Here is a 21,547-nt window from a genome sequence, read left to right as displayed (position 1 = left end):
CATAAATAGATGTATTTTATAATTGCTTATTCGAAAATATTCAAAACACATAAAAAACATTTATTTTTACTGATGTGGTATTAAATTGTCAAGTTGGTTCAAGTAATCGTTCTTTTAGTAAAGTTGAATATTATATAATGAAGCTAATTTAACCCATTTATTCAACTAATCCTAGTTTTCTTAATCCATTATAAATACCGTTGTCATCGACTGATGTTGTTTGCATACTTGCATATTGAAACAGATCCGGATGAGCATTTCCCATCGCGAAGCCCTGACCCACTATTGAGAGCATTTCCCGATCGTTTAATCCATCACCAAAGGCAATCGCCTGCTCAGGTCTTATTGCTAAAGCATTAAGAATCTCTGTGACGGCTGTTCCTTTATTTACATCCCGTTGGATAACATCATAAGTTTTTTCTAAACCGGCGACTATAACAGGTGAAAAAAATAGTGACTCGTTCTTAGTATAAAGTTGAATCTGATCTTGCTCGACATTCATCATTGTCATACCGAGAATGTCATGTCTATGTGCCTTTTGATATAGGAAATTCTTTTTCATATTAACAACTCTAATTAGGTCTTTTACATATGGGGGTTCGGTTCTTGTAAATAGATTGGCATTACGTGTGTAAAGTACAATGTCATGGTTGTATTGTTGTGCGGTTTTCTGATAGGAATCAACGAGCATAGGATCAATTGTCTTATTGTACAATTCTTTACCGTTATCGGTTGCAAAAGCACCGTTGTAGCCAATTATAGCAGTAATCCCAAGTCTTTGACTTAAATCATCCAGCTCATGTATTGGTCTACCGGTTGCCAGAAATACTTTTATCCCTTGTTCTTTAGCCAAGTGAATCGCGGTGACGGTCGATGGTTGAATAGCATGTTCACTTGTTAGAATTGTACCATCAACATCAAGAAATAGAATTTTATATTGCTTCATGTCGTTCTCCTTTTCATCATTTCTCGCTCTATTCTACCATACTATGATATAGTTAATCATGTTCTACCGTCTAACATAGTGTAAAAAGAATGTTAAGAATTAAAAAGTCACAGATGTGAATCAATTTCACCATGCAATATTCAATTTAAAAAACGAGCGTATATATGTTTCTTTTTTTTGTATGTGTTGGATTGTTGTTAACAATTAATATAATGGTTAGTATAGCGCACCTAGCACTTCGTTCGCTTACGGGCACTAATGTGACATCTTTAAGCTCACAGGACCTGAGCTAGTTACGTGGTGCGACGAGGCGTCGCGTACTTAGTCTAACATTCTATATCCATATTTAGTGTCACGCTAACCATGAGCCTGAGGTGATGACGCTTTTGTGTCGGTGGGTGAGAGCAAGTCCATTGGCTGACAGATCGGGTTCATTTACTAGTCCCTTTCTTAATATTCGAGTTTGAAACTAGTATAAGTACTGGTGTAATTCATGCATGTAGCTGTTTATTAATTTATTTTGTTTTCATACATATCTAGAAGGGATGATTATCCTTGGCAGGTTTTAATCAACAATTTATTTTGTCAATCTCAATTATTTTCGTAGGTTTTATTTTAAAACAAACTGGTCTGCTTAAGGAGTCAGACGGGGAGGCGGTATCAAGAGTAGTCTTTAATCTAACCTTACCTGCGTTAATTATTATATCTTTTCATAATATTATCTTTGATTGGTCACTGTTAATTGTTGTGGTTTCAGGTCTTGTCTTTGGATTTGTTTTTGCAATTGTAGGTATTCTCTTTTTTGCAAATAAATCGAAGACCATTAAGGGAATGCTTGTTATGATGATGCCGGGTTTTAATGTGGCATTGTTTGCGTATCCTCTGGTGGAAGGAGTTTGGGGTGTCGAAGGGATTAAATATTTTGGAATGCTAGATGTGGGAAACGCCTTTATTGTTTTTGGCCTCTCTTATTTACTAGGAAGCTACTATGCAGATGATCAAAGTCAGCTCACGTTGGCTGTCGCGCTGAAGAAGCTAACCCGTTCGGTACCGCTAATGACTTATTTTTTTATTTTTGCCATAAACATGCTCAGTTTCGAATTACCGAATGTTGTACTTAACACAGCTTCAACTATTGCAGTTGCAAATATGCCCCTGTCACTCTTATTGCTTGGCCTCTATGTTGATTTACGTTTCAACAAGGCTTATGTCAAAATGATTCTAAGTTATATTGGGCTAAGGTATGGAGTAGCTATACTAATAGGTACTAGTTTGTATGTTTTTCTACCAGTTAGTGAGATGATTAAATTAACTCTATTAATAGGTCTAATATTACCAATTCCACTATCGTTAATTCCTTATGGTGTTGAGTTTGGCTATGACAAGCGTTTTATTGGAACTGTTTCCAATGTCACCATGTTGCTCAGCTTTTTATTAATTTGGATCATTGTAAACTTGACCGTTTAGGAACATTGGCGAAGACCAAAGATAAACAAGGAATCATAATAATTAACCAAGCTTTTTTGTGTTTAAAATACAGCAACTGAAATATACAAAGCTCTAGACAAAAGCTGATAATGTATGACATAGTCGTTTGACTAAGAGCAGAAATCGTGTCATCATGTCTGTCGGTTTGCTATGGTGAAAGCGGGTATATCTCAGTTGCTAGCACTGAATGCACTATGAATAGCTACAGTAGGAGTGTCCTCTCTTAATTGACTAATCTTTTTCTTGTGAGAACTGTTTGAACAAATCAGTTATTTGATCATTTTCTATTAATGATTTAAACATATCAAATGATTCGTCTAGAATCTTCGGGTTATCCTTTAACTGACCAACAATTTTAGTTAAGAAATCATCTTTCTCTTCTGTCACTTTATTCAACCCCTTGTCAAGAAAAGCTTCTAAGAGTAAGCTCTGTAATTTTTGATAGCCAAATTTTAAGAAGCTAGCTAGTAGCTCATTTTCTTTTATTTTTTTAAATAAGATTTGGAAAGAATCTGCGTCAATGCTAATTAACGATTGATATTTAGGCAAATGTGACGAACCTTCTTGATCTTCTGGCCATATCCTGCGAAATTTCCCGTTATGATCCCGTTTAAATTGCGCTATTTCTTCAACCAAAGTATCAACTCCTTTCAGTCTGCTACTCTATATCTATGCAAATAATAAAATCTATTTCAGTCATTTAACTCAGAAGGAATAAAAAAGGCTATAATCTAGCAGACAAATATGGATTTATAGTAGAGGCAGGAGATTTAACCAATCAATGATTGTGAGCTAGAATACGCTATTGATGTGAGGCCATACAAGTTGATAGAAGGGAGGGATAAGCATGATTGCAGCTTTAGCATTACTCTTCTTTTGGTTCTTTATCTTCACGCCGATTGTGTTGATTATTGCAGTCCTTGCATTTTTAGGTCTATGAACAGATGAACGCACCCCATGTTAACTGGGGTGTGTTTTTTCTATAAAAAAGTAGCAGTTTAACGATAAGTGTGTAAAAATAGATTGAAAGCGTTTTATATAAAAAAGGAGGCCAAGTGAATGGCAAAAATAACGTGTGAGTTCTTTTCAACTGTTCTTAATTTAAATACGACGATGACGGTGTTAATACCAGATCGCGAGCTTAGTACTGAAGAACACGGCTATAAAACACTGTATTTATTGCATGGTTATAGTGATAACCACTCTGCGTGGACACGACGAACATCAATTGAAAGATATGCTGAAGAGGCTGGAATTGCTGTTGTGATGCCAGAGGTCGATCATAGTTTTTATACCGATATGACTTATGGAAAGAAATATTGGACATTCCTAACAAAAGAATTACCAGCTCTAGCTCGAAAGCTATTTCCATTGTCTGACCGTAGAGTAGATAATTTTGTAGCGGGGTTATCCATGGGGGGATACGGTGCATTTAAATGGGCATTAAATTGTCCAGATCAATTTGCCGCTGCTGCATCACTTTCTGGCGTGCTCGATTTGGCTGCTCACCAAGAGCTCACACCTATAGATGAGCCTATCGCTAAATCCTTGAAGCACGCCTTTGGTGATGAACCATTGGGTCGTACCATGCACGATATTCTCTACCTTATCGAGCAGCACAATCAAGATTCACAAGTCAAGCCAATGCTTTATCAAGCCTGTGGCACGGAGGATTTTCTTTATCAGGGAAATGTTACTTTTAAAGAACGAGTAGGTCAGACCGAGTTTCAAGTTAAAACAGTGTTTGATCCGGGTACACATGAATGGGGTTACTGGGATAAGCATATTCAGAATGTCATTAATTGGTTACCTCTTTAAAGTTATAGCTCTAGTTACGTATGTCTACCCCAAAGGTAATATTCTTTGGGGTTTGATTTGGTTGGATAGCAACTAACGGCGGTAAGTTAATTTCCCAGGTTTAAGCGGAAGCAAAAAAAAGAGCCGACGCCACGCAAATAGCTATCTATTTGCGTACGACGTGATGTATTGCTTTCGTCGTTTTCCTTCTCCTGCGAGAATAGCACGTGTCGCAATGTCTAACTGACTCACACCTGTGTGAGCCCTAGGCCGTGCCAGCGAAAAGCGGCACTCTGTTGCAGAAGCCATACAAATATTTGTTTAATCAAACTATTTAATGAAGATCTTATTATTTATTTAAAGCGAGGTCTCTTCTCTTATTATACAGGCCGTTTGAGCTACTTCGTTTCTAATACTGTCAATTTGGTAAAGAATAAACGACTAATTGTAGCCAATTATGCTAAACTAACAGTAATTAATAAAGGGGTAGGTGATGGCGGTGCATATTTTAGTTGTTGAAGATGAAGATAAATTAGCGCGTTCTTTGCAATTAGAATTGGAATTTGAGGGCTATCAGGTCTCGGTCAGCTATAATGGTCGAGAAGCATTTGAAATGATCCAAACTAACCAATACCAATTAATTTTATTAGATATTATGTTACCGGGCTTAAGTGGAATAGAGGTCCTACGCAGAATAAGGGCTATCGGTAATCAAACACCAGTTATTCTATTGACAGCAAGAGATGGAACCATTGATAAAGTTTCAGGCCTAGATCTAGGCGCAAGTGATTATGTCACAAAACCATTTGAGATTGAAGAGCTGTTGGCAAGAATTCGTTTGCAAATTAGATTGACCAATGATCAAGCACACCGTAGCAAAAAACTTACTATCGGAGAGCTTATTATTGATCAAGATCAATATAAAGTGTATTGGCAGGGTAAGGCAATTGAGTTAACTAAACGTGAATTTGATTTGCTTTATTATTTAGCACTAAACCAGGGAAATGTTTTACATCGTGAGCAGCTTCTAAATGAAGTATGGGGCTTTAATTATGTTGGTGAAACTAATGTTGTTGATGTTTATGTCCGTTATTTACGACAAAAGCTGACTTATGAGCTCATTCAAACAGTAAGAGGAGTAGGTTATAAGCTAAGGGTGAATCACCATGACACTTAAGGGTAAAACAGTATTAACTTCAATTACTACTTTTCTCTTATTTCTTATTATTGTCTTTAGTTTAATTTACTTTTCATTCCGATTTATTTCAGTTAATCAAGAAATGTCGCGCATTGTAGATCAAACAGACATTGTCATGGAAGCATTAGCTAGTGATGAAGGACAAGGTGTTGATGCGATTCAGCTATTAAGAGCATATCTTCCAACCGATGGAATGATTAGAATCATTGGGCCTGACGGTGCTGTCATACAAGCGATTACCAAAGAGCAACAGTTAACAACAATTGAACCTATTTATCGAGCAAGTCACCATCAGGCTCAAAAGATTGACAATCAGCTAGGGCATTATGCTTTAGTGTCCAGACCAATTATCTGGAGCGATGGCAGTGTGGTAACCTTGGAAGTTGTTGAATCATTAGAGCAAATTGATGAAGTGATGGAAACATTGAGTCTCGTTCTTTTTGTCGCTCTTCTTATTATGGTTATACCTGCATGGCTTGCGGGCAAATGGATTGGCCAAATTGTCATTAAACCAATTGGCCGGCTAAATGCTGTTATGCAAGAAAATCAGCAGAATGGTCAATGGAAAGACCTTGTTATTAAAGGTAAGGAGAAGGATGAAATCGTTCAGCTTGGGTTAACCTATAACGAGATGAATGGTCGTATTAAAGACAACTTTCTTAAACAGAAGCAGTTTGTTGCGGATGCATCACACGAACTTAAAACGCCATTAGCAATTATTAAGAGCTATGCTCAATTAATTAAGCGGCAGGGGCAGACAAGGCCAGAAGTACTGAATGAGTCTGTGCAGGCCATTGAATTTGAGACGAACCGAATGGACAAGCTCATTCAACAAATGCTTGCATTAGCAACCTTAGACCGAGCAGATAAATTGAAATTTGAATCAGTAGATATTGCTAAGCTATGTCGTGAGATTGTTCGTTCCTGTTCGCTTACTTACAACAGAACCATTACCTTTGAATCTGATCAAGCAGCTATCCTTGCGTCTGTTGACCGTGAAAAAATAAAGCAGGTACTTTACATTCTATTAGATAATGCTCAAAAGTATAGTGAACAACCAATTAACGTGGTTGTTCAGCAGTTTAATGACTGTGTTAAGCTATCGGTAAGCGATTTTGGTGAAGGTATACCAGCTGAGGAGCAAGCTAAGATTTTTAATCGTTTTTATCGGATTGATAAAGCAAGAAGCAGGGGAACTGGAGGAAGTGGCTTAGGTCTAGCTATTGCACATGCAATTATTGCTGCTCATGGTGGTGAGCTTGCAATTGAAAGTGAGGTAGGAAAGGGATCAACCTTTAGCTTCACCTTGAGGGAATAGTTTTTTCTCATCAAATTCTCATTTTAATTAAAGCGTCTTTTCATTTTTAATAAGTAAACTAAAGATAATCACATAAGGAGGTTATGAAAATGAAAAAAGCGATAATTAGTTTAATTGGTGGTGCGGTGGTCTTCGTCATAGCTTTACTTGTTTTTCAAGGACTCTCAACAACATCCCAAGCGAGAATAACAAAATCTGAAGCTGAGCAATTAGCTACACAACAATTTCCAGGACAAGTTATTGCAATTGAATTTGATGATGGTCGCTATGAAGTAGAAATTGCTAATGAAGACATCCACTATGAACTAGATTTAGATGCTGTAACTGGAGAAATTTTAAAGCTTGAAGAGAAGCAGGCCGGTTTGCCAAATAACTCAAACCAACAAGAGGACAATCAGGTTGTTGATGACAACACTTTAGCAAGTGGAGAGCTTATTACAATAGAGCGAGCAATGGAAATCGCTTTGGAGCAGGTTACTGATGGTGTCATCATTGAACTTTCATTAGATTCAGATGATGGACAGCGTTACTATGAGATTGAGCTAGAGACGTCTGATCAAGAAATTGAGCTTGATATCGATGCTTATACTGGTGAGGTGCTCGTTATATCATACGATCGTCACGATTTCACTGCTAAATGGCAAGCTAATATGCTTCCAATAGCTGAGGCGATAAAGCTAGCTCTTGATGACGAAATGGACGGTACTTTAAAGCAGATTAAGCTCGAACAGGAAAATCAAAAAGCAATTTACGAAGTTGAGTTGATCAGTAATAATCAAGAAATTGAACTAGAGCTAGACGCATTTACTGGTCAAATCAGTAAGCGAGAATTTGATACTTTAGATTAACGCTGATTCTTAATTGATTCATGTTATATAACGCCAAATTATAAAAAAAGCGCATTTACTCAAATTGAGCAAATGCGCATCTTTTATTAAGCACTAATTAGTTTTTTTCAACGTTAGCTGCTTGTGGTCCACGGTTACCTTCTTCGATATCGAAAGTTACGCTTTGACCTTCTTCAAGTGTTTTAAAGCCGTCGCCTTGGATAGCTGAGAAGTGTACGAATACATCATCTTGACCTTCAACTTCGATAAATCCAAAACCTTTGTCTGCGTTAAACCATTTAACTGTACCTTGTGCCATATTACTTTTCCTCCTAGTGTGGACGTTCCACACAATGTATTACTATTCTTGCTCAAGCATCAAAACGAAAACTTTCACGTTGCATGTTACTTGAAGTGTTTTGTCGAACAAAATAGCTAATCACATTATAACAAGTCTGTTCTTTGATTGCAACCCCTTACGATAAAAATAGCAGAAATTCCTTTTTAAAAATTCTGAATTTAAGCACACAGTTTCGAGTTTACGAAATGTCCTTGCTTAACAGTTCGATAACAGATAGTATAGTAACAGAGATTAGACAAGTTCTGATTTAATATAAGAGAGGTGTAGTAGAATGGAGCAGAAACAGTCCATTTATGGTTTAACTAAAGCTCAATTGACAGCTTGGCTTACTGCACAAGGGATTAAGGAATTCCGCGCAAAGCAAATCTGGGATTGGCTATATATAAAAAGAGTAAAGCAATTTGCTGAGATGACCAATTTAAACAAAGAAACACGTGAATTACTTGCCCAACATTTTACTTTAGGCTCTTTGACAGAAGAGATTAAGCAAGAGTCAAAGGATGGCACCATTAAGTTCTTGTTTAAGCTGACTGATGGGAATCTAATTGAAACGGTGCTGATGCGCTTTTCATACGGATTATCTGTTTGTGTCACAACGCAGGTGGGCTGTAACATTGGTTGTACTTTTTGTGCAAGTGGGTTACTGACGAAAAATCGCGATTTAACAGGTGGAGAAATTGTAGAGCAGATCATGAAAGTTCAGCATCATTTAGACGAACAAAATGGTGACGAACGGGTTAGCCATATTGTTGTGATGGGCATTGGAGAACCGTTTGATAATTATCAACACACGATGAGCTTTTTAAGAATTGTAAATGATCAAGAGGGGCTCTCAATTGGGGCACGCCACATTACCGTATCGACCAGTGGTTTAGCGCACAAAATAAAGGAGTTTGCTGATGAGCAATTACAGGTGAATTTGGCTGTTTCTTTACACGCACCGAATGATCAACTACGGACTCAAATTATGAAAATTAATAAAGCCTTTCCGATTGCCAAGCTAATGGAAGCTGTTGATTATTATTTAACTAAAACCAATCGCCGCATTACCTTTGAATATATATTGTTAAAGGATGTTAATGATCATAAGGAAGAGGCACTTCAATTAGCGAAGCTATTGAAGGATAAGCGTCACTTATCATATGTCAATTTAATTCCTTATAATCCAGTCGAGGAACATAACCAATATGACCGTAGTGAGAAAAAGGCAATTGTTGGTTTTTATGAAACGCTATTAAAAGCAGGTATTAATTGTGGTGTGCGTGTTGAGCAAGGTTCAGACATTGATGCTGCCTGTGGACAACTGAGAAGTAAGCAAATGAAAAAAGCAAAATAATGTGGTTTAAAAGGGCGAGCTGTATCAGCATCGCCTTTTTTGGAGCCATTTTTTTAAAAGGAAGTGAAAATGCCGCCTGTTTGCCTTTGATAAACTTCTTTTCCCATAATCGAATTAATAATTTGAATATTACGGTCAACTGCTAAGCCTAAATTAGTTGCGCTGCTCCCATGCGAGTGTTCAAGGTTAGTATGTGTGTAAAAACGACTGTTACTACCATCTTTAAAAATAAGTTGGTGATCTTCTGAAACTTTAAAGCGATTTTGATCTTCATAAACCATTAATGGGGCTATCTTTTGATTAAACCATTCCGGAATATTAGGCTTGTAGCCGGTTGCAAGAATAATTTTGTTTGTCTTCCAACTGAAGCTTTTGCCCTGTTGCCATTGCTGCATATTTAACAAATAATGCCCATTTTTGCTCTCAATTGCCTCTAATGAAGTAAGAGGCTGAATGTGCACGGCAAGATTGGGTTCATTAATCGATCGATGATACAACTCATGATAAATTTGGTGAAGGGTATCTTTTTGCACACCATTCCTAAGTGGAGCTAACTGTTCAAGGGCTTTGGTTCTTGTTGAATAGTCAAGTTGGTGGAAATACTTCACATAGTCTGGTGAAAAAATTTCTTGACCAAGCTTGGAGTGATCAAGTTGGACATGACCCGGGCTTCTGGTAAACCAACTGAGCTGATAATGACAATCATCTTGGTTTTTAAATAAATCAAGAAAAATTTCTGCTGCACTTTGGCCAGACCCGATAATGGTAATATTATTAGCTTTAATGGTGTCTTCTTTATGATATAAATATTGACTGGAATGATGGACGTCATGAGACGGAAAGGCTGAGAGATCGAGAACAGTGTTTGGTTTAGCGCCTGTTCCCATAACAATATTTCGCGTTAAGAAATGCCTTGTTTTACTTTCGTTATCCTTCACTTCAATTCGATATAAATCATTTACAAACTCAACGTTAGTAACTTGATGGCCAAATTGACAAGAACTAAGCTGCTTAGCTACCCAGCTTAAATAAGCATCATACTCCTGTCTCGGTATCTCAAATTGATGATAAAAAAAGAAAGGGTACAGTCTGTTTTTGGTGTGAAGATAATTTAAATATGTATACTTGCTTTTAGGATTTGCAAAGGTAGTCAAATCAGCTAAGAATGATACTTGTAAATCAGTCCCGTTGATTAGCATACCAGGATGCCAGGTTAGATAATCGTTTTGTTCAAAGAAAAGTGCATGCAGTTCGGTCTGTTCATCTATTAAGGCAGCTAAGCCTAAATTATAAGGGCCAATGCCAATACCAATAATATCGTAAATTGTTTCGTTCATAGCTACTAAGCCTCTTTTCCACAGAAAATTTCTTAATAACTATTCCCTTAAAAAGCGCTGCTTAACCCTAGCCATGTAAAAGATGAAAAACGGTTATTTATTTTAATAAGTTGTGTAAACGATTTAGTTTAATGTCTGTAATGATCCCAATAATTTTTTGTAATTTGAATTAATTTCTCCATTCAATATTCAACCTTAAAAAAAAGGCGTTTATATATTTTTGTACGCGTTAGATAGTAATCATTATAATGGTTAGCATAGCGCACCCAGAAGTCCCTTTGCTTGCCAAGGGACTTCTGGGTGATTATGTTCAGTGGGCGAAAGTTGAGTTACTTAAAATAAGAAGATTGCTCCCCTTTTTCGAGACTTGCCCAATTACATGCCCATTGCTCAAGGAGATCAATACTTTTAAAAATGAACAAGCCAAGTAAACTGATCGCGATAATACCAGCATACATCTCTAAATAATTAATGCGCGTCCAAGCGTCCATAATAAAATAACCAATACCGTAGCGGGTAGCAAAGTTTTCAGCAAAGAATAAAACTGAAATACTTGTTCCTACGCTAAGTCTAAGTGCTGTTAGTGCTTTTGGTAGAATAGCTGGAAGAATGAGATGCTGATAAATCTGTAACTTTGATGCTCCTGTAGAGCGGACTGATAAAAACATTGTTCTACTTAAGCCCTTAACACTGTCGCGAATGGTTACTAATACTTGGAACATAATAATAACCGTAATTAGGATTATCTTCGAGGTATTTCCTAACCCAAATAAAATCATAAAAACAGGCAAAAAAGCGATCTTTGGTATCGGGTATAGTAGGTATAAAATTGGTCCGAAAAAACGATCAAAGCGATCATTTAAGCCCAGAAAAAGCCCAAAGGTCCCACCAATGAGCAATGAGAATATGATAGAAATTAAAATTCTTAGTGTACTCGCTCCGAGGTGAAAAAGAAGTTCACCTGACAACAATCTAACAAAGGTTGAAATCGCATCAAATGGATTTGGTACAACCTTTGTTTGCATTGTTAAATGGATAAGATACCAGATTAGCCAAATCACTATGGTTGCGTAGGCAGTTTGATGTTTTTTTATTAGCTTACTAAGCATACTAGATTCCCTCCATTTCCTGTCGCACATGAACACATAGCTTATGAAACGCAAATTCATTTCGAAATTTAACATCGCCAAAATGAGGGTTGGTTATGATCCGCTTAATTTGCCCTGGATTAGGCTGCATGACAATAATCCGCTTACCTAGAATAACAGCTTCCTCAATACTATGGGTTACAAAAACAAGGGATAACTTATGCTCTTGATGTAGGTTAAGGATAAGATCTTGCATTTCTTCCCTGACGGTTGCATCTAGAGCAGAGAAGGGCTCATCCATTAACAGCAGGTCAGGCTCCGCTATTAAAGCGCGGGCGATAGCAACGCGTTGTTGTTGACCACCACTCAATTGAACAGGAAACTTATTAATTTGTTCTTCAATATGTAATGCGTTTAGTAATGCATTAACCTTATCTTCTATAACGCTCTTGGCTACACCGCGAATAGATAGTGGCAAAGCAACATTTTGATAGACATTTTTCCATGGTAGTAAGCCATAATCTTGTAAAATTACACTTGTTTCCATACGTGGCTCTAATAATGACTTCCCATTAATCATGATAGATCCAGAAGTTGGTTTTATTAATCCCGCTATGCTATATAGAAGCGTGCTTTTACCACAGCCTGATGGGCCGATAACAGCAATTGTTTCATGGTCTGCTATGGCGAGGTCTGTAGCTGCTAATACGTCTTTACTGCCATAGCTAACTGTGAGCTTATTAATCTCAATCACACCTAATAACCCCTTTCAAAAAACACTATTTCTAGTGTAATTGAAAAGGGTTGGCCATTCAATGTGAATAAATGCACAATTTTATGAACTTTTTATAAATAAAAGTTGAACGAAAAAACAACAATTAGTCAAAGCCTGATTTATTTCAGAGGCTATTACTTGGGGGAGGCGCCCTTTGACCAGATCTTTAAGTGAATGCCTGTGTCACTAACCATTAGTGACGGCACAAGAAAACTGCGGGCAACTCATTTGTAAAAATGACATACTTCTTTTATCCCTAATCTTGCTCTGAAATTCATTTTGTCTTGTCTAACAGAGCAGAACTAATTAAAGTGTTTTGCCGAAACACTATAAATACAAAGTCTTTAATGGCGCTATAGGTTATAAGGCGTTACTTGATAAACGTAGTAATTTAGCCAGTTTGAGAATAATAAATAGGCCGAGGAGCGCCAGCGATTTAACGGTGTGTTATTTATATTTTCGTTTGGATAATAGTTTTCAGGCATGTTTACATTAAGACCCTTAGCTAAATCACGTTGATATTCTTCAGCGAGTGTATTCGCATCATACTCAATATGGCCAGTAATCATCACATGCTTTTTATTGCGCGAAGCAATCAAAAGTGGTCCTGCTTGTTCTGAATGATCTAAAATAAACAGCTCAGGGTGGTGTTCAATTGCTTGAAAATCAGTATCGGTATACCGCGAATGTGGTGCGAAAAAAAGGTCGTTAATACCTCTTACAAGTTTATTAGTTGGTTCAATTAGCTGATGACTGTACACGCCACTTATCTTATTGCTACGATCAAATTTATCAACTTGAAAATGATGATAAAGTGCTGCTTGAGCACCCCAACAAATATGCAGAGTTGAGGTGACATGCTGATCAGCCCAATCCATAATCTCAACCATTTCAGGCCAATAATCTACCTGCTCAAAATGCATTTGTTCGACTGGTGCACCAGTAATAATTAGGCCATCGTAGTGCTTTTGTTTCACATCTGAAAATGTAAGATAAAACTGTTCTAAGTGCGACTTGGGAACATTACGTGACTGATAACTTTCAGTATGAATAAAATCAATTGATATTTGCAGTGCTGAATTACTTAGCAAGCGGAGCAATTGTGTCTCTGTTCGCTCCTTTTCTGGCATTAAATTAAGAATTAAAATCTTTAAAGGTCGGATATCTTGCGCTGAGGCACGATCTTTGTCCATTAAAAAGATGTTTTCTCTTTCTAGTATCGTTCGTGCTGGTAACCCCTTTGGAATGTTAATTGGCATTGTCACGCTTCCCCCCGATGACAGATCCGAATTTTTTATTACCGTCAATTATAGCTATCTTTTCTGGCAACGGCAATATAAAGTTTGATAATTCCGACAAATTCTCTAGAGGGAAGGTGAGCTGTAAATGAATTATTTAGTTAGTTTTTCGGATAAGAACATAATTGATTCAATGACCGTATTTAACTTTGTTTCAATTCTGTGTAGTAAATAGAAGGTGACCGCTACTGGAAAACCCACATCTGTTAACAAAGATAACCATTGGTCTGACATATCTATACCTCCTTCGAATAGCTATTGAGCGTTGATTAACTATCTGTACAGCTTTCACTAATTAAAAATTGACTAGCTCTATTAACGGTCATTGTCAACAAAGCTAGTCGAGTCTATTTAGATTTCAATCTCTTCAACATGTCTTTCTACCAGACGAGCACTGTGCTTATCAACGATAGCCCCACCTGTTGATGTGAAAGCGCCGGATGCAATAATAACCGCCATTGTATCTTGAATTAACTGAGGATCGACTGGTTCAATTGGTTTTTCTAATGATAATGTGACAAGCCGATTTTCTTGATTAACAAACCTAAGTTCTAATTGCTTCACTTGGTTCACCTCCTTTTTTAAAATTAGCAATCCAGAGTGATTAGTCGTTTGATAAAATGGTCGTGTCGTTTCTGCGCACTTCATGGAGGTTGAATTGCTGCAGTGTAGCTAACGCTTCTGTAACAGCTAATAGCTGTTCTGTTGTTGCTGAGGTATTAATATTATTAAACGATTTTGACTTTGTTTCTACCTCACCAACCTCGTCGTTATAGCCTGTTTGAAAAACTAACTGCAATCGCGTGTTAATTCTTTCTTCTAGTACCATTTGTATCACCTCCTTTCATAGCTATAATCGAACAGGGGCATTTAAAGAGGCTTATAATTAGTTGAAATTTGAAAAAAAGCAACTGATATTTAATTGTGCTATACTAGGACAGGATAAAAGATAGGCATTACTACTGAGGGGGACAGCTGATGAATAAGAAATCGGTAATTTTTTTTGATATTGATGGAACACTATTGAATGAACAAAAACAAATGCCACAATCGACAAAGGCTGCGATTGAGCAACTTAAGTCTGATGGCCATCTCGTTGCAATTGCAACAGGACGGGCCCCATTTATGTACGAGCAGATTAGAGAAGAACTTGGCATTAATACTTACGTAAGCTACAACGGTTCTTATGTTGTTTTAGAGGGAAAGGTTATTTTCACAAACCCATTAAATAAAGATGCATTACTTGCCATGACAAAAGAGGGTTTAGAAAATGATCATCCCATTGTGTATATGGATGAGCATGATATGCGAGCGAATGTACCTGATCATGCTTATATCAATGAAAGTATTGAATCATTAAAGGTTGGCCGCTTTCCAACTCACGATCCAGATTACCATCAGGGTAGAGATTTGTATCAATCATTGTTCTTCTGCACTGAAGGCGAGGAGGAGCATTATCGTCAACGATATGATAGCTTTACATTTGTTAGATGGCATCCATTGTCGGTTGATATTCTCCCAAAAGGAGGATCAAAGGCACATGGTATTAAGCAAGTGATTAACGCATTAGCTATTTCTGAAGAAAATGTGTATGCATTTGGTGATGGTCTTAATGATGTCGAGATGCTAACGACAGTAAAGAATAGTGTTGCGATGGATAACGGTCATCAGGCAGCTAAAGAAGCAGCTAAATTGGTCACCAAGTCTGTTGACGATGATGGGATTTATCACGGTTTAAAACAGTTAGGATTAATTAAATAAAAGACATAGGTAAGAGGAGAACTGAACAATGAAAGAGCAATTACAAAGACACATAGGAGATATAGCGGCTGACTTAATTAAGACAAGTCAGCAACTATATGATAACCCAGAGCTGGGCGGAGCGGAATTTAAATCTGCGCAATTACTAGTTAATTATCTAAAAGCCCACAACTTTAAGGTAGAGGTTGGTTTAGTAGAGCGCCCAACAGCATTTCGGGCAATTTTTGAAAGTGAAAAACCAGGTGCTACCATTGGTTTTATGGCGGAATATGATGCTTTACCAGGTGTTGGGCATGGTTGTGGTCATAATTTAATTGGGACGATGAGTGTTGGGGCGGCCATTGCTCTAAGTAAGGTCTTGCATGAAACAGGTGGTAGAGTAATTGTTTACGGTACACCTGCAGAAGAAACAAATGGGGCGAAAGTGCCAATGGCTGAAGCTGGACTTTTTAATGAATTAGATATTGCAATGATGGTTCATCCAGCCGGAGAATCAGTTAAAAGTGGTGCCTCATTAGCGATGGATGCCCTTGAATTTTCATATCGAGGCAAATCTAGTCATGCTGCTGCTGCACCAGAGGAAGGAATTAACGCTTTAGATAGTGTGCTTCAGTTATTTAGTGGTATTAATGCGCTGCGTCAACATGTTAAATCAGATGTCCGTATTCATGGGATTATTCCTGAAGGGGGACAGGCAGCAAATGTTGTGCCAGACTATGCCGTTGCTCAGTTTTATGTGCGTGCACAAGAACGAAAATACTTAAATCAAGTGGTTAAGAAGATAAAAAGGATTGCACAATCAGCTGCCGACATGACTGGAGCAACTCTTGCTGTGCGAAACTATGAATTAAGCTATGATGATATGCGTACCAACCAAACTTTATCAGCTATTTATTCAAAGAACTTGATTGCATGTGGCGAAACGCTGATTCATGATGCTAAAGGAGGTTTAGGTTCAATTGATATGGGTAATGTTAGTCATGTTGTTCCAGCTATTCACCCCTATATTAGTTTAGACTCACCTGGGTTAGTTGCACATACTAAGGAATTTGCTAACCAAACGGTTACGGATTCGGGGCGGAAAGCTTTAGTCCGTGGTGCTTTATCCTTAGCTATGACTGGCTTTGATATTCTAAATGATGCGACTTTACTAGAGCAAATTAATCAAGAATTTGATATAAATTAAACTTTTTTAGCGATTAGGCTTCCCAAATGCATAAAAATTTGTTAAAATTCATTATCATGAATAAATATACAAATATATTTTAATAAAGAGAAGGGGAGTACTTATCATGAAAAAGAATTTATTGATGCTGTTAATGGCTGCAATGTTAACATTGGTTTTAGTTGCCTGTGGGACAAGTAGTGAAGACGATCAAGTAGATGATCAAACAACGGAAAATACTGAGGAGCCAGGTGAAGGCGGGGAAAATAACTTGCTAATTATGGCGACCTCTGCTGATTATCCACCATTTGAATCAATTGATGAGTCAGGTGAGTTCGAGGGCTTTGATATTGAGCTAGCACGCTACATTGCTGAAGAGCTTGGTTATGAGCTTGAAATTAGAGATATGAACTTTGATGGTTTGATTGGTGCATTACAAGCAGAGCGAGTTGATATGGTCTTATCGGGAATGTCTGCCACTGAAGAACGTAAAGAAAATGTAGATTTTTCAATTGAGTATCATCGTTCAGGAGAAATGTTCGTCACAAGAGCAGATTCTGATATTGAAGGCATTGAGGATCTTGACGGCATTGTATTAGGTGTTCAATTAGGAACAATTCAAGAAGAAGGTGCGTTAGTTCTTCAAGAGGATTATGACTTTGAAATTTCTGCGCTAGATGATGCTCAAGTACTTATTCAGGAGCTACTAACTAATCGGATTGATGTTGTTTATTTAGATAAGCAAGTGGCTCATGGCTTTATTGAAGCACAGGGCTTAACTGGATTTGACGATCCAACCCGTGTATCACCAGGTATGGCGATTGCATTTCCAATTGGGAGTGATCTAGTTGATGAAATTAATGCTGTCCTAGAAGAAGCACTTGAAAACGGAAAAATTGCCGAGCTTGAAGATGAGTGGTTACTGGATATAGAATAATTAACTAATTTATAGAAAGAAATGAGGTGTAAGGCATGAATTTGGACTTTAGCCAAATCGTGCCTTATATTCCTTTTATTTTAGAAGGAATATGGGTAACATTACAATTTGTATTAGTATCAATTTTGCTCGGTTTCTTATTGGGAACCGTTTTAGCTTTGTTTAAAATTAGTAATATTAAATTACTGAAATGGCCGGCTGATTTTTATACATCAATTTTTAGAGGGACACCGCTAATTCTACAATTAGCTATTATTTATCTAGCAACACCCCAATTGACTGGTTATGATATATCACCCTTCCTTTCAGCTGTGTTAGCTTTTGGTCTTAACTCATCTGCCTACGTTTCTGAAATTATTAGGGCAGGAATTTCGGCAGTAGATCGGGGACAAACTGAGGCTGCCATAGCATTAGGCATACCTTATCGTCCAATGATGAAGGATATTATTTTACCACAGGCGATGAAAAATATTTTACCAGCATTAATGAATGAATTTATTACCTTAACAAAAGAGTCTGCCCTTGTTTCGACAATTGGTTATGTTGACTTAATGAGGAGAGCCCAAATTACCTCTTCTAGGCTATATAGCTATTTCGAGCCACTGATGTTTGTCGCAATTATTTACTGGTTAATGGTCATGGTTTTAACATTACTAGGGGGCTGGGTAGAACGGAGGATGAAGGAAAGTGATTAAGGTAGACAAGCTGTTCAAACAATTTGGCAACAATGAAGTTTTAACGGACATTTCAATTGAGATTAATAAAGGTGAGGTTGTCTCAATTATTGGCCCATCTGGATCGGGAAAATCGACCTTTTTACGCTGTATCAACCTATTAGAAAAACCAACATCAGGAACCGTTTCAGTTGCTGATCAGGTCATGACAGCTCCAAAAACTAACGTTACCAAAGCACGTGAGAAAATCGGCATGGTATTTCAGCATTTTCATCTTTTTCCCCATTTAACGGTGTTAGAGAACTTGACTTATGCGCCAATGAAGGTACGTGGCTTGAAAAAGGCTGAGGCAAATGAAAAAGGTTTGCAATTATTAGAACGGGTTGGCCTGGCTGATAAGGAGAAAGCTTATCCAAGTAGCCTTTCGGGCGGCCAAAAACAACGGGTAGCCATTGCTAGAGCGTTGGCAATGGAGCCAGATTTAATGTTGTTTGATGAGCCTACTTCAGCGCTAGATCCAGAGATGGTGAAAGAAGTCCTTGATGTTATGAAGGATTTAGCTCACACCGGGATGACAATGCTGGTGGTAACCCATGAAATGGGATTTGCTCGTGAGGTAGCTGATCGGGTCTTGTTTTTAGACGAAGGACGTTTAGTCGAAACAGGCGAACCGAATGCATTCTTTACCGATCCACAGACAGAGCGTGCGAAAGACTTCTTAGCTAAAATTTTATAACGTATTACTTACAATGGGCGGCTGCTAGCAAATTAATTGACCAACAAGGTCTATTGACTTTATAATGACAGTAACATATCTATTTGCAATTTGTTACAGGAGGAGTGGTACATTTGAACTCTGCCCAATTTGAACAGCTTCCACCGTTTATTAAAAGGGAAATGGACCTGATTTCTGAAAAGATTAGACCAATTATGAAGAAGGTCTCAACGTACTACATGTTTGGCTTTCCATTAATGCTGATAGGAATATTAAATATGGTACTCCCGTTTATTAATACTGATTTTGCGATGGAGACATTATTAATACCGGCAATCTTTGCCCTTGTGGCGGCGATAGGAATTGCTCTGTTTAAAGAATCACGCTTCTTAAGAAAGCAGATTCACAGAATAGGAAAAGATTATATGGTCGAGCGAATTAGCAAAAGTGAGGTTATGGAAGACTCGGAGAAATCCCGTTATATTACTAATGTTAAGAAGCAGGTCAGAATGGATTTACAACCTTTTTTTAAATTTCTGACCGAAGAGAACAAACGACGGCAGCTAAGATGATTTAAATAATAAGCGAAGCACTTCATTAAAGAGGTGCTTCGCTTATTTGTTACGGGGATCAATTAATCTTATTTACGTTTAATTGCCTTGTGCTTATTTCACTCCACAACAATTTAATAAAGCGCTGATCTAAGTGATGATCAATTGCGGATAAGTAAGCTTCCACGAGCAAATCGTCAGTTAGCAAGTTCATACTGGGCAACACTCCTTTGTTATATAGATGTTGTGGCAAAGATAATGATAAAATCGCTATTTTCTTATTGTGAAATAGTTGAAAATACTTTATCATGATTGATAGTATAAGTTATTTATGTATTTATCTTGAGGTGAGTCCATGGAATTGATTAAAGAAGCAATACAAGAACCGTTTGAAAACTTACTTGGTCTTTTTATTTATTTCTCAGCAGTTGTCTTAATTACGATTGCAATTGCAGGCTTGGCATTATACTTAATCCCGAATCCTCTATCTAATCGGATAAAGAATTTAATTATTAGCGGCATAACGTTTACCGTTATTTTTATTTGGATTCAAACTGTAATTCTAAACTAATTAGTATGGCTAGTACTTATTTTTTCCCGTATAACTGGTTTTTAAACCAGTTATTTGCTAAAGTTATTTGAAACCGCTTTCAATTAATATGACAGTATTATTTTGAATAAACAATGGTTTGGTTAACAGGCTACCAATTGACATCGCCTCGCCTTAATTGCTATTATTATCTTGAATTCAAACTAAAAAGGAGGGTGAAGATAGTGAAGCATTTATTTAAGCAGGGGAGTAATGATCATCCAGTGTTATTGTTGTTGCATGGTACGGGTGGGACGGAAAAAGATTTGCTGCCAATTGCTGATCGAATTGACCCTGATGCTAGTGTTTTAAGTGTGAGAGGGAATGTAGTCGAAAATGGCATGCCTCGTTTTTTTAAAAGACTGGCAGAGGGCGTTTTTGACGAACAAGATCTTGTTAAACAAACAGCAGAGCTTAATCAGTTTATCTCTGTAGCGAGTGAACGGTATAATTTTAACAGGGATACTGTTGTTGCTATTGGCTATTCAAATGGTGCGAATATTGCTGCCAGCTTGCTGTTCCATTATAAAAACGTGTTTAAAGGTGCGGTATTGCATCACCCAATGGTGCCTCTCCGTGATATTTCTAGACCAATGCAGATTGATATTCCTATTTTTATTGGTGCTGGTGTAAATGATCCGCTCTGTGCTCCAGAGGAAACGACTGAGCTGGAAGGGTTATTAACTAGCCAGGAGGCAGTGGTAACGGTTCATTGGGAGGAAAATGGTCATCAATTATCACATACGGAATTAAATGCTGCGAAAGACTGGTATACGACCAATCTGTTAAATCAATAATTTATTAATTAATACGTTTACCTTAAACAAAGGATATTATTATCCGAAGTTTAAGGTTTTTTTATTGTGAAAATCCTTACTAAGCTATTCTAGAGATCATTTAAATTAAATTTTCTTCTTTACAAAGACACAAAGGTGGAGTAAGATGTAACTGTATTAAATAAACTAGTACGGTTAATACAGTTGAAAGGGAGGGTGTTATGTTTGAGTTAGATCTAAGGAGTCGCGATCCAATTTATCAGCAACTGGTTGATAAGTTTAAGGCACTTATTATAAAAAAAGTGCTCCAAACTGATGAAAAACTCCCGTCTGTTCGTACACTTGCACAACAAATGACGATTAATCCTAATACGATTCAGAAAGCTTATCGTGAGCTTGAATCATTGGGTTTTATCTATTCAATAAAGGGAAAAGGCAGTTTTGTTGCGCCAATGGTTGAAGAGGAGAACGGGGAAGCAATACGTACAATTAAAGCTAGCCTAAGCCAATTGATTCAAGAGGCGTTGTTTTTAGGTGTGACGAAGCAAGACATAATTGAATTAATTGAGCGAGCCAATCATCACCTGCACAGTAAGGAAGGGGAATGAGC

General features: G+C 37.4%; 26 protein-coding genes. 15 read left to right on the top strand and 11 right to left on the bottom strand.

What is annotated here, in order from left to right:
• Nucleotides 1-157: 157 nt before the first annotated feature.
• A complete protein-coding gene (locus BM000_RS03075; protein ID WP_091494699.1) occupies nucleotides 158-946 on the bottom strand; it encodes an HAD family hydrolase in 789 nt (262 codons plus the stop codon).
• A gap of 555 nt (nucleotides 947-1,501) precedes the next feature.
• Between BM000_RS03075 and BM000_RS03070 the strand changes: the two genes are divergently transcribed.
• Complete coding sequence (locus BM000_RS03070) at nucleotides 1,502-2,413, top strand: AEC family transporter (protein WP_091494696.1); 912 nt, start codon at nucleotides 1,502-1,504, stop codon at nucleotides 2,411-2,413.
• A 252-nt stretch (nucleotides 2,414-2,665) separates the two neighbouring features.
• On the opposite strand, the gene BM000_RS03065 is transcribed toward BM000_RS03070, so the two are convergent.
• On the bottom strand, nucleotides 2,666-3,070 hold the full coding sequence (locus BM000_RS03065; RefSeq protein ID WP_091494694.1) for a hypothetical protein: 405 nt from the start codon (nucleotides 3,068-3,070) through the stop codon (nucleotides 2,666-2,668).
• A 423-nt stretch (nucleotides 3,071-3,493) separates the two neighbouring features.
• Between BM000_RS03065 and BM000_RS03060 the strand changes: the two genes are divergently transcribed.
• The 4 genes from BM000_RS03060 (at nucleotide 3,494) to BM000_RS03045 (ending at nucleotide 7,595) form a co-directional block, all read left to right on the top strand.
• Nucleotides 3,494-4,252, top strand: a complete 759-nt coding sequence (locus BM000_RS03060; RefSeq protein ID WP_091494692.1) for an alpha/beta hydrolase — start codon at nucleotides 3,494-3,496, stop codon at nucleotides 4,250-4,252.
• A 472-nt stretch (nucleotides 4,253-4,724) separates the two neighbouring features.
• On the top strand, nucleotides 4,725-5,408 hold the full coding sequence (locus tag BM000_RS03055; RefSeq protein ID WP_091494690.1) for a response regulator transcription factor: 684 nt from the start codon (nucleotides 4,725-4,727) through the stop codon (nucleotides 5,406-5,408).
• The gene (locus BM000_RS03050; RefSeq protein WP_091494688.1) at nucleotides 5,398-6,747 is read left to right on the top strand and encodes a sensor histidine kinase; all 1,350 of its coding nucleotides are present in this window, start codon (nucleotides 5,398-5,400) and stop codon (nucleotides 6,745-6,747) included. Before BM000_RS03055 ends, BM000_RS03050 begins: the two co-directional genes overlap by 11 nt.
• 89 nt (nucleotides 6,748-6,836) lie before the next feature.
• On the top strand, nucleotides 6,837-7,595 hold the full coding sequence (locus BM000_RS03045) for a PepSY domain-containing protein (RefSeq protein WP_177178177.1): 759 nt from the start codon (nucleotides 6,837-6,839) through the stop codon (nucleotides 7,593-7,595).
• A 97-nt stretch (nucleotides 7,596-7,692) separates the two neighbouring features.
• Here the strand turns inward: BM000_RS03045 and BM000_RS03040 are convergent, their stop codons facing one another.
• Entirely contained in the window at nucleotides 7,693-7,893 is a 201-nt protein-coding gene (locus BM000_RS03040; protein ID WP_091494684.1) for a cold-shock protein, read from the bottom strand.
• A gap of 313 nt (nucleotides 7,894-8,206) precedes the next feature.
• On the opposite strand from BM000_RS03040, the gene rlmN reads away from it, so the two are divergent.
• The gene (gene rlmN / locus BM000_RS03035) at nucleotides 8,207-9,271 is read left to right on the top strand and encodes a dual-specificity RNA methyltransferase RlmN (protein WP_091494682.1); all 1,065 of its coding nucleotides are present in this window, start codon (nucleotides 8,207-8,209) and stop codon (nucleotides 9,269-9,271) included.
• Nucleotides 9,272-9,324: 53 nt separating this feature from the next.
• Here rlmN and BM000_RS03030 read toward each other — a convergent pair whose 3' ends face one another.
• The 7 genes from BM000_RS03030 to BM000_RS03000 form a co-directional block, all read right to left on the bottom strand.
• Nucleotides 9,325-10,608 (bottom strand): lysine N(6)-hydroxylase/L-ornithine N(5)-oxygenase family protein, encoded by a 1,284-nt coding sequence (locus BM000_RS03030; RefSeq protein ID WP_091494680.1) that lies wholly within the window; start codon nucleotides 10,606-10,608, stop codon nucleotides 9,325-9,327.
• A gap of 329 nt (nucleotides 10,609-10,937) precedes the next feature.
• Entirely contained in the window at nucleotides 10,938-11,717 is a 780-nt protein-coding gene (locus BM000_RS03025) for an ABC transporter permease (protein ID WP_091494678.1), read from the bottom strand.
• A gap of 1 nt (nucleotide 11,718) precedes the next feature.
• On the bottom strand, nucleotides 11,719-12,450 hold the full coding sequence (locus BM000_RS03020) for an ABC transporter ATP-binding protein (RefSeq protein WP_091494676.1): 732 nt from the start codon (nucleotides 12,448-12,450) through the stop codon (nucleotides 11,719-11,721).
• 374 nt (nucleotides 12,451-12,824) lie between these two features.
• Entirely contained in the window at nucleotides 12,825-13,730 is a 906-nt protein-coding gene (gene metA / locus BM000_RS03015) for a homoserine O-acetyltransferase MetA (protein ID WP_091494673.1), read from the bottom strand.
• A 132-nt stretch (nucleotides 13,731-13,862) separates the two neighbouring features.
• Complete coding sequence (locus BM000_RS03010; protein ID WP_091494671.1) at nucleotides 13,863-14,003, bottom strand: YvrJ family protein; 141 nt, start codon at nucleotides 14,001-14,003, stop codon at nucleotides 13,863-13,865.
• Nucleotides 14,004-14,120: 117 nt separating this feature from the next.
• Entirely contained in the window at nucleotides 14,121-14,333 is a 213-nt protein-coding gene (locus BM000_RS03005; RefSeq protein ID WP_091494669.1) for a DUF2922 domain-containing protein, read from the bottom strand.
• 40 nt (nucleotides 14,334-14,373) lie between these two features.
• Entirely contained in the window at nucleotides 14,374-14,598 is a 225-nt protein-coding gene (locus BM000_RS03000; protein ID WP_091494667.1) for a DUF1659 domain-containing protein, read from the bottom strand.
• Nucleotides 14,599-14,747: 149 nt separating this feature from the next.
• Between BM000_RS03000 and BM000_RS02995 the strand changes: the two genes are divergently transcribed.
• The 6 genes from BM000_RS02995 to BM000_RS02970 all read left to right on the top strand — a co-directional run bounded on the left by BM000_RS02995 (nucleotide 14,748) and on the right by BM000_RS02970 (nucleotide 19,593).
• Entirely contained in the window at nucleotides 14,748-15,530 is a 783-nt protein-coding gene (locus tag BM000_RS02995) for a Cof-type HAD-IIB family hydrolase (RefSeq protein WP_091494665.1), read from the top strand.
• Nucleotides 15,531-15,558: 28 nt separating this feature from the next.
• Nucleotides 15,559-16,716, top strand: coding sequence for a M20 family metallopeptidase (locus BM000_RS02990; protein ID WP_091494663.1), 1,158 nt, complete (start codon nucleotides 15,559-15,561; stop codon nucleotides 16,714-16,716).
• Between the two features lie 106 nt (nucleotides 16,717-16,822).
• Nucleotides 16,823-17,632: a transporter substrate-binding domain-containing protein gene (locus BM000_RS02985; protein ID WP_091494661.1), complete on the top strand. Its 810-nt coding sequence runs from the start codon at nucleotides 16,823-16,825 to the stop codon at nucleotides 17,630-17,632.
• Nucleotides 17,633-17,667: 35 nt separating this feature from the next.
• A complete protein-coding gene (locus BM000_RS02980; protein ID WP_091494659.1) occupies nucleotides 17,668-18,327 on the top strand; it encodes an amino acid ABC transporter permease in 660 nt (219 codons plus the stop codon).
• Nucleotides 18,320-19,042, top strand: coding sequence for an amino acid ABC transporter ATP-binding protein (locus BM000_RS02975; RefSeq protein WP_091494657.1), 723 nt, complete (start codon nucleotides 18,320-18,322; stop codon nucleotides 19,040-19,042). Before BM000_RS02980 ends, BM000_RS02975 begins: the two co-directional genes overlap by 8 nt.
• A 113-nt stretch (nucleotides 19,043-19,155) precedes the next feature.
• Nucleotides 19,156-19,593: a DUF5392 family protein gene (locus BM000_RS02970; protein WP_091494655.1), complete on the top strand. Its 438-nt coding sequence runs from the start codon at nucleotides 19,156-19,158 to the stop codon at nucleotides 19,591-19,593.
• 58 nt (nucleotides 19,594-19,651) lie between these two features.
• Here the strand turns inward: BM000_RS02970 and sda are convergent, their stop codons facing one another.
• Nucleotides 19,652-19,786 (bottom strand): sporulation histidine kinase inhibitor Sda, encoded by a 135-nt coding sequence (gene sda / locus BM000_RS16590; RefSeq protein ID WP_143063878.1) that lies wholly within the window; start codon nucleotides 19,784-19,786, stop codon nucleotides 19,652-19,654.
• A 141-nt stretch (nucleotides 19,787-19,927) separates the two neighbouring features.
• On the opposite strand from sda, the gene BM000_RS02960 reads away from it, so the two are divergent.
• The 3 genes from BM000_RS02960 (at nucleotide 19,928) to BM000_RS02950 (ending at nucleotide 21,545) form a co-directional block, all read left to right on the top strand.
• Nucleotides 19,928-20,143: a hypothetical protein gene (locus BM000_RS02960; protein ID WP_091494651.1), complete on the top strand. Its 216-nt coding sequence runs from the start codon at nucleotides 19,928-19,930 to the stop codon at nucleotides 20,141-20,143.
• A 203-nt stretch (nucleotides 20,144-20,346) separates the two neighbouring features.
• The gene (locus tag BM000_RS02955) at nucleotides 20,347-20,958 is read left to right on the top strand and encodes an alpha/beta hydrolase (RefSeq protein ID WP_177178176.1); all 612 of its coding nucleotides are present in this window, start codon (nucleotides 20,347-20,349) and stop codon (nucleotides 20,956-20,958) included.
• A 200-nt stretch (nucleotides 20,959-21,158) separates the two neighbouring features.
• On the top strand, nucleotides 21,159-21,545 hold the full coding sequence (locus BM000_RS02950) for a GntR family transcriptional regulator (protein WP_091494647.1): 387 nt from the start codon (nucleotides 21,159-21,161) through the stop codon (nucleotides 21,543-21,545).
• Nucleotides 21,546-21,547: the final 2 nt, after the last annotated feature.

It is taken from the genome of Amphibacillus marinus (genome assembly GCF_900110345.1).
In the GTDB taxonomy this organism is placed as follows: Bacteria; Bacillota; Bacilli; order Bacillales; family Amphibacillaceae; genus Amphibacillus_D; species Amphibacillus_D marinus.
The sequence above is the reverse complement of the archived record's forward strand: the minus strand, read 5'-3'. Positions and strand labels throughout refer to the sequence as shown.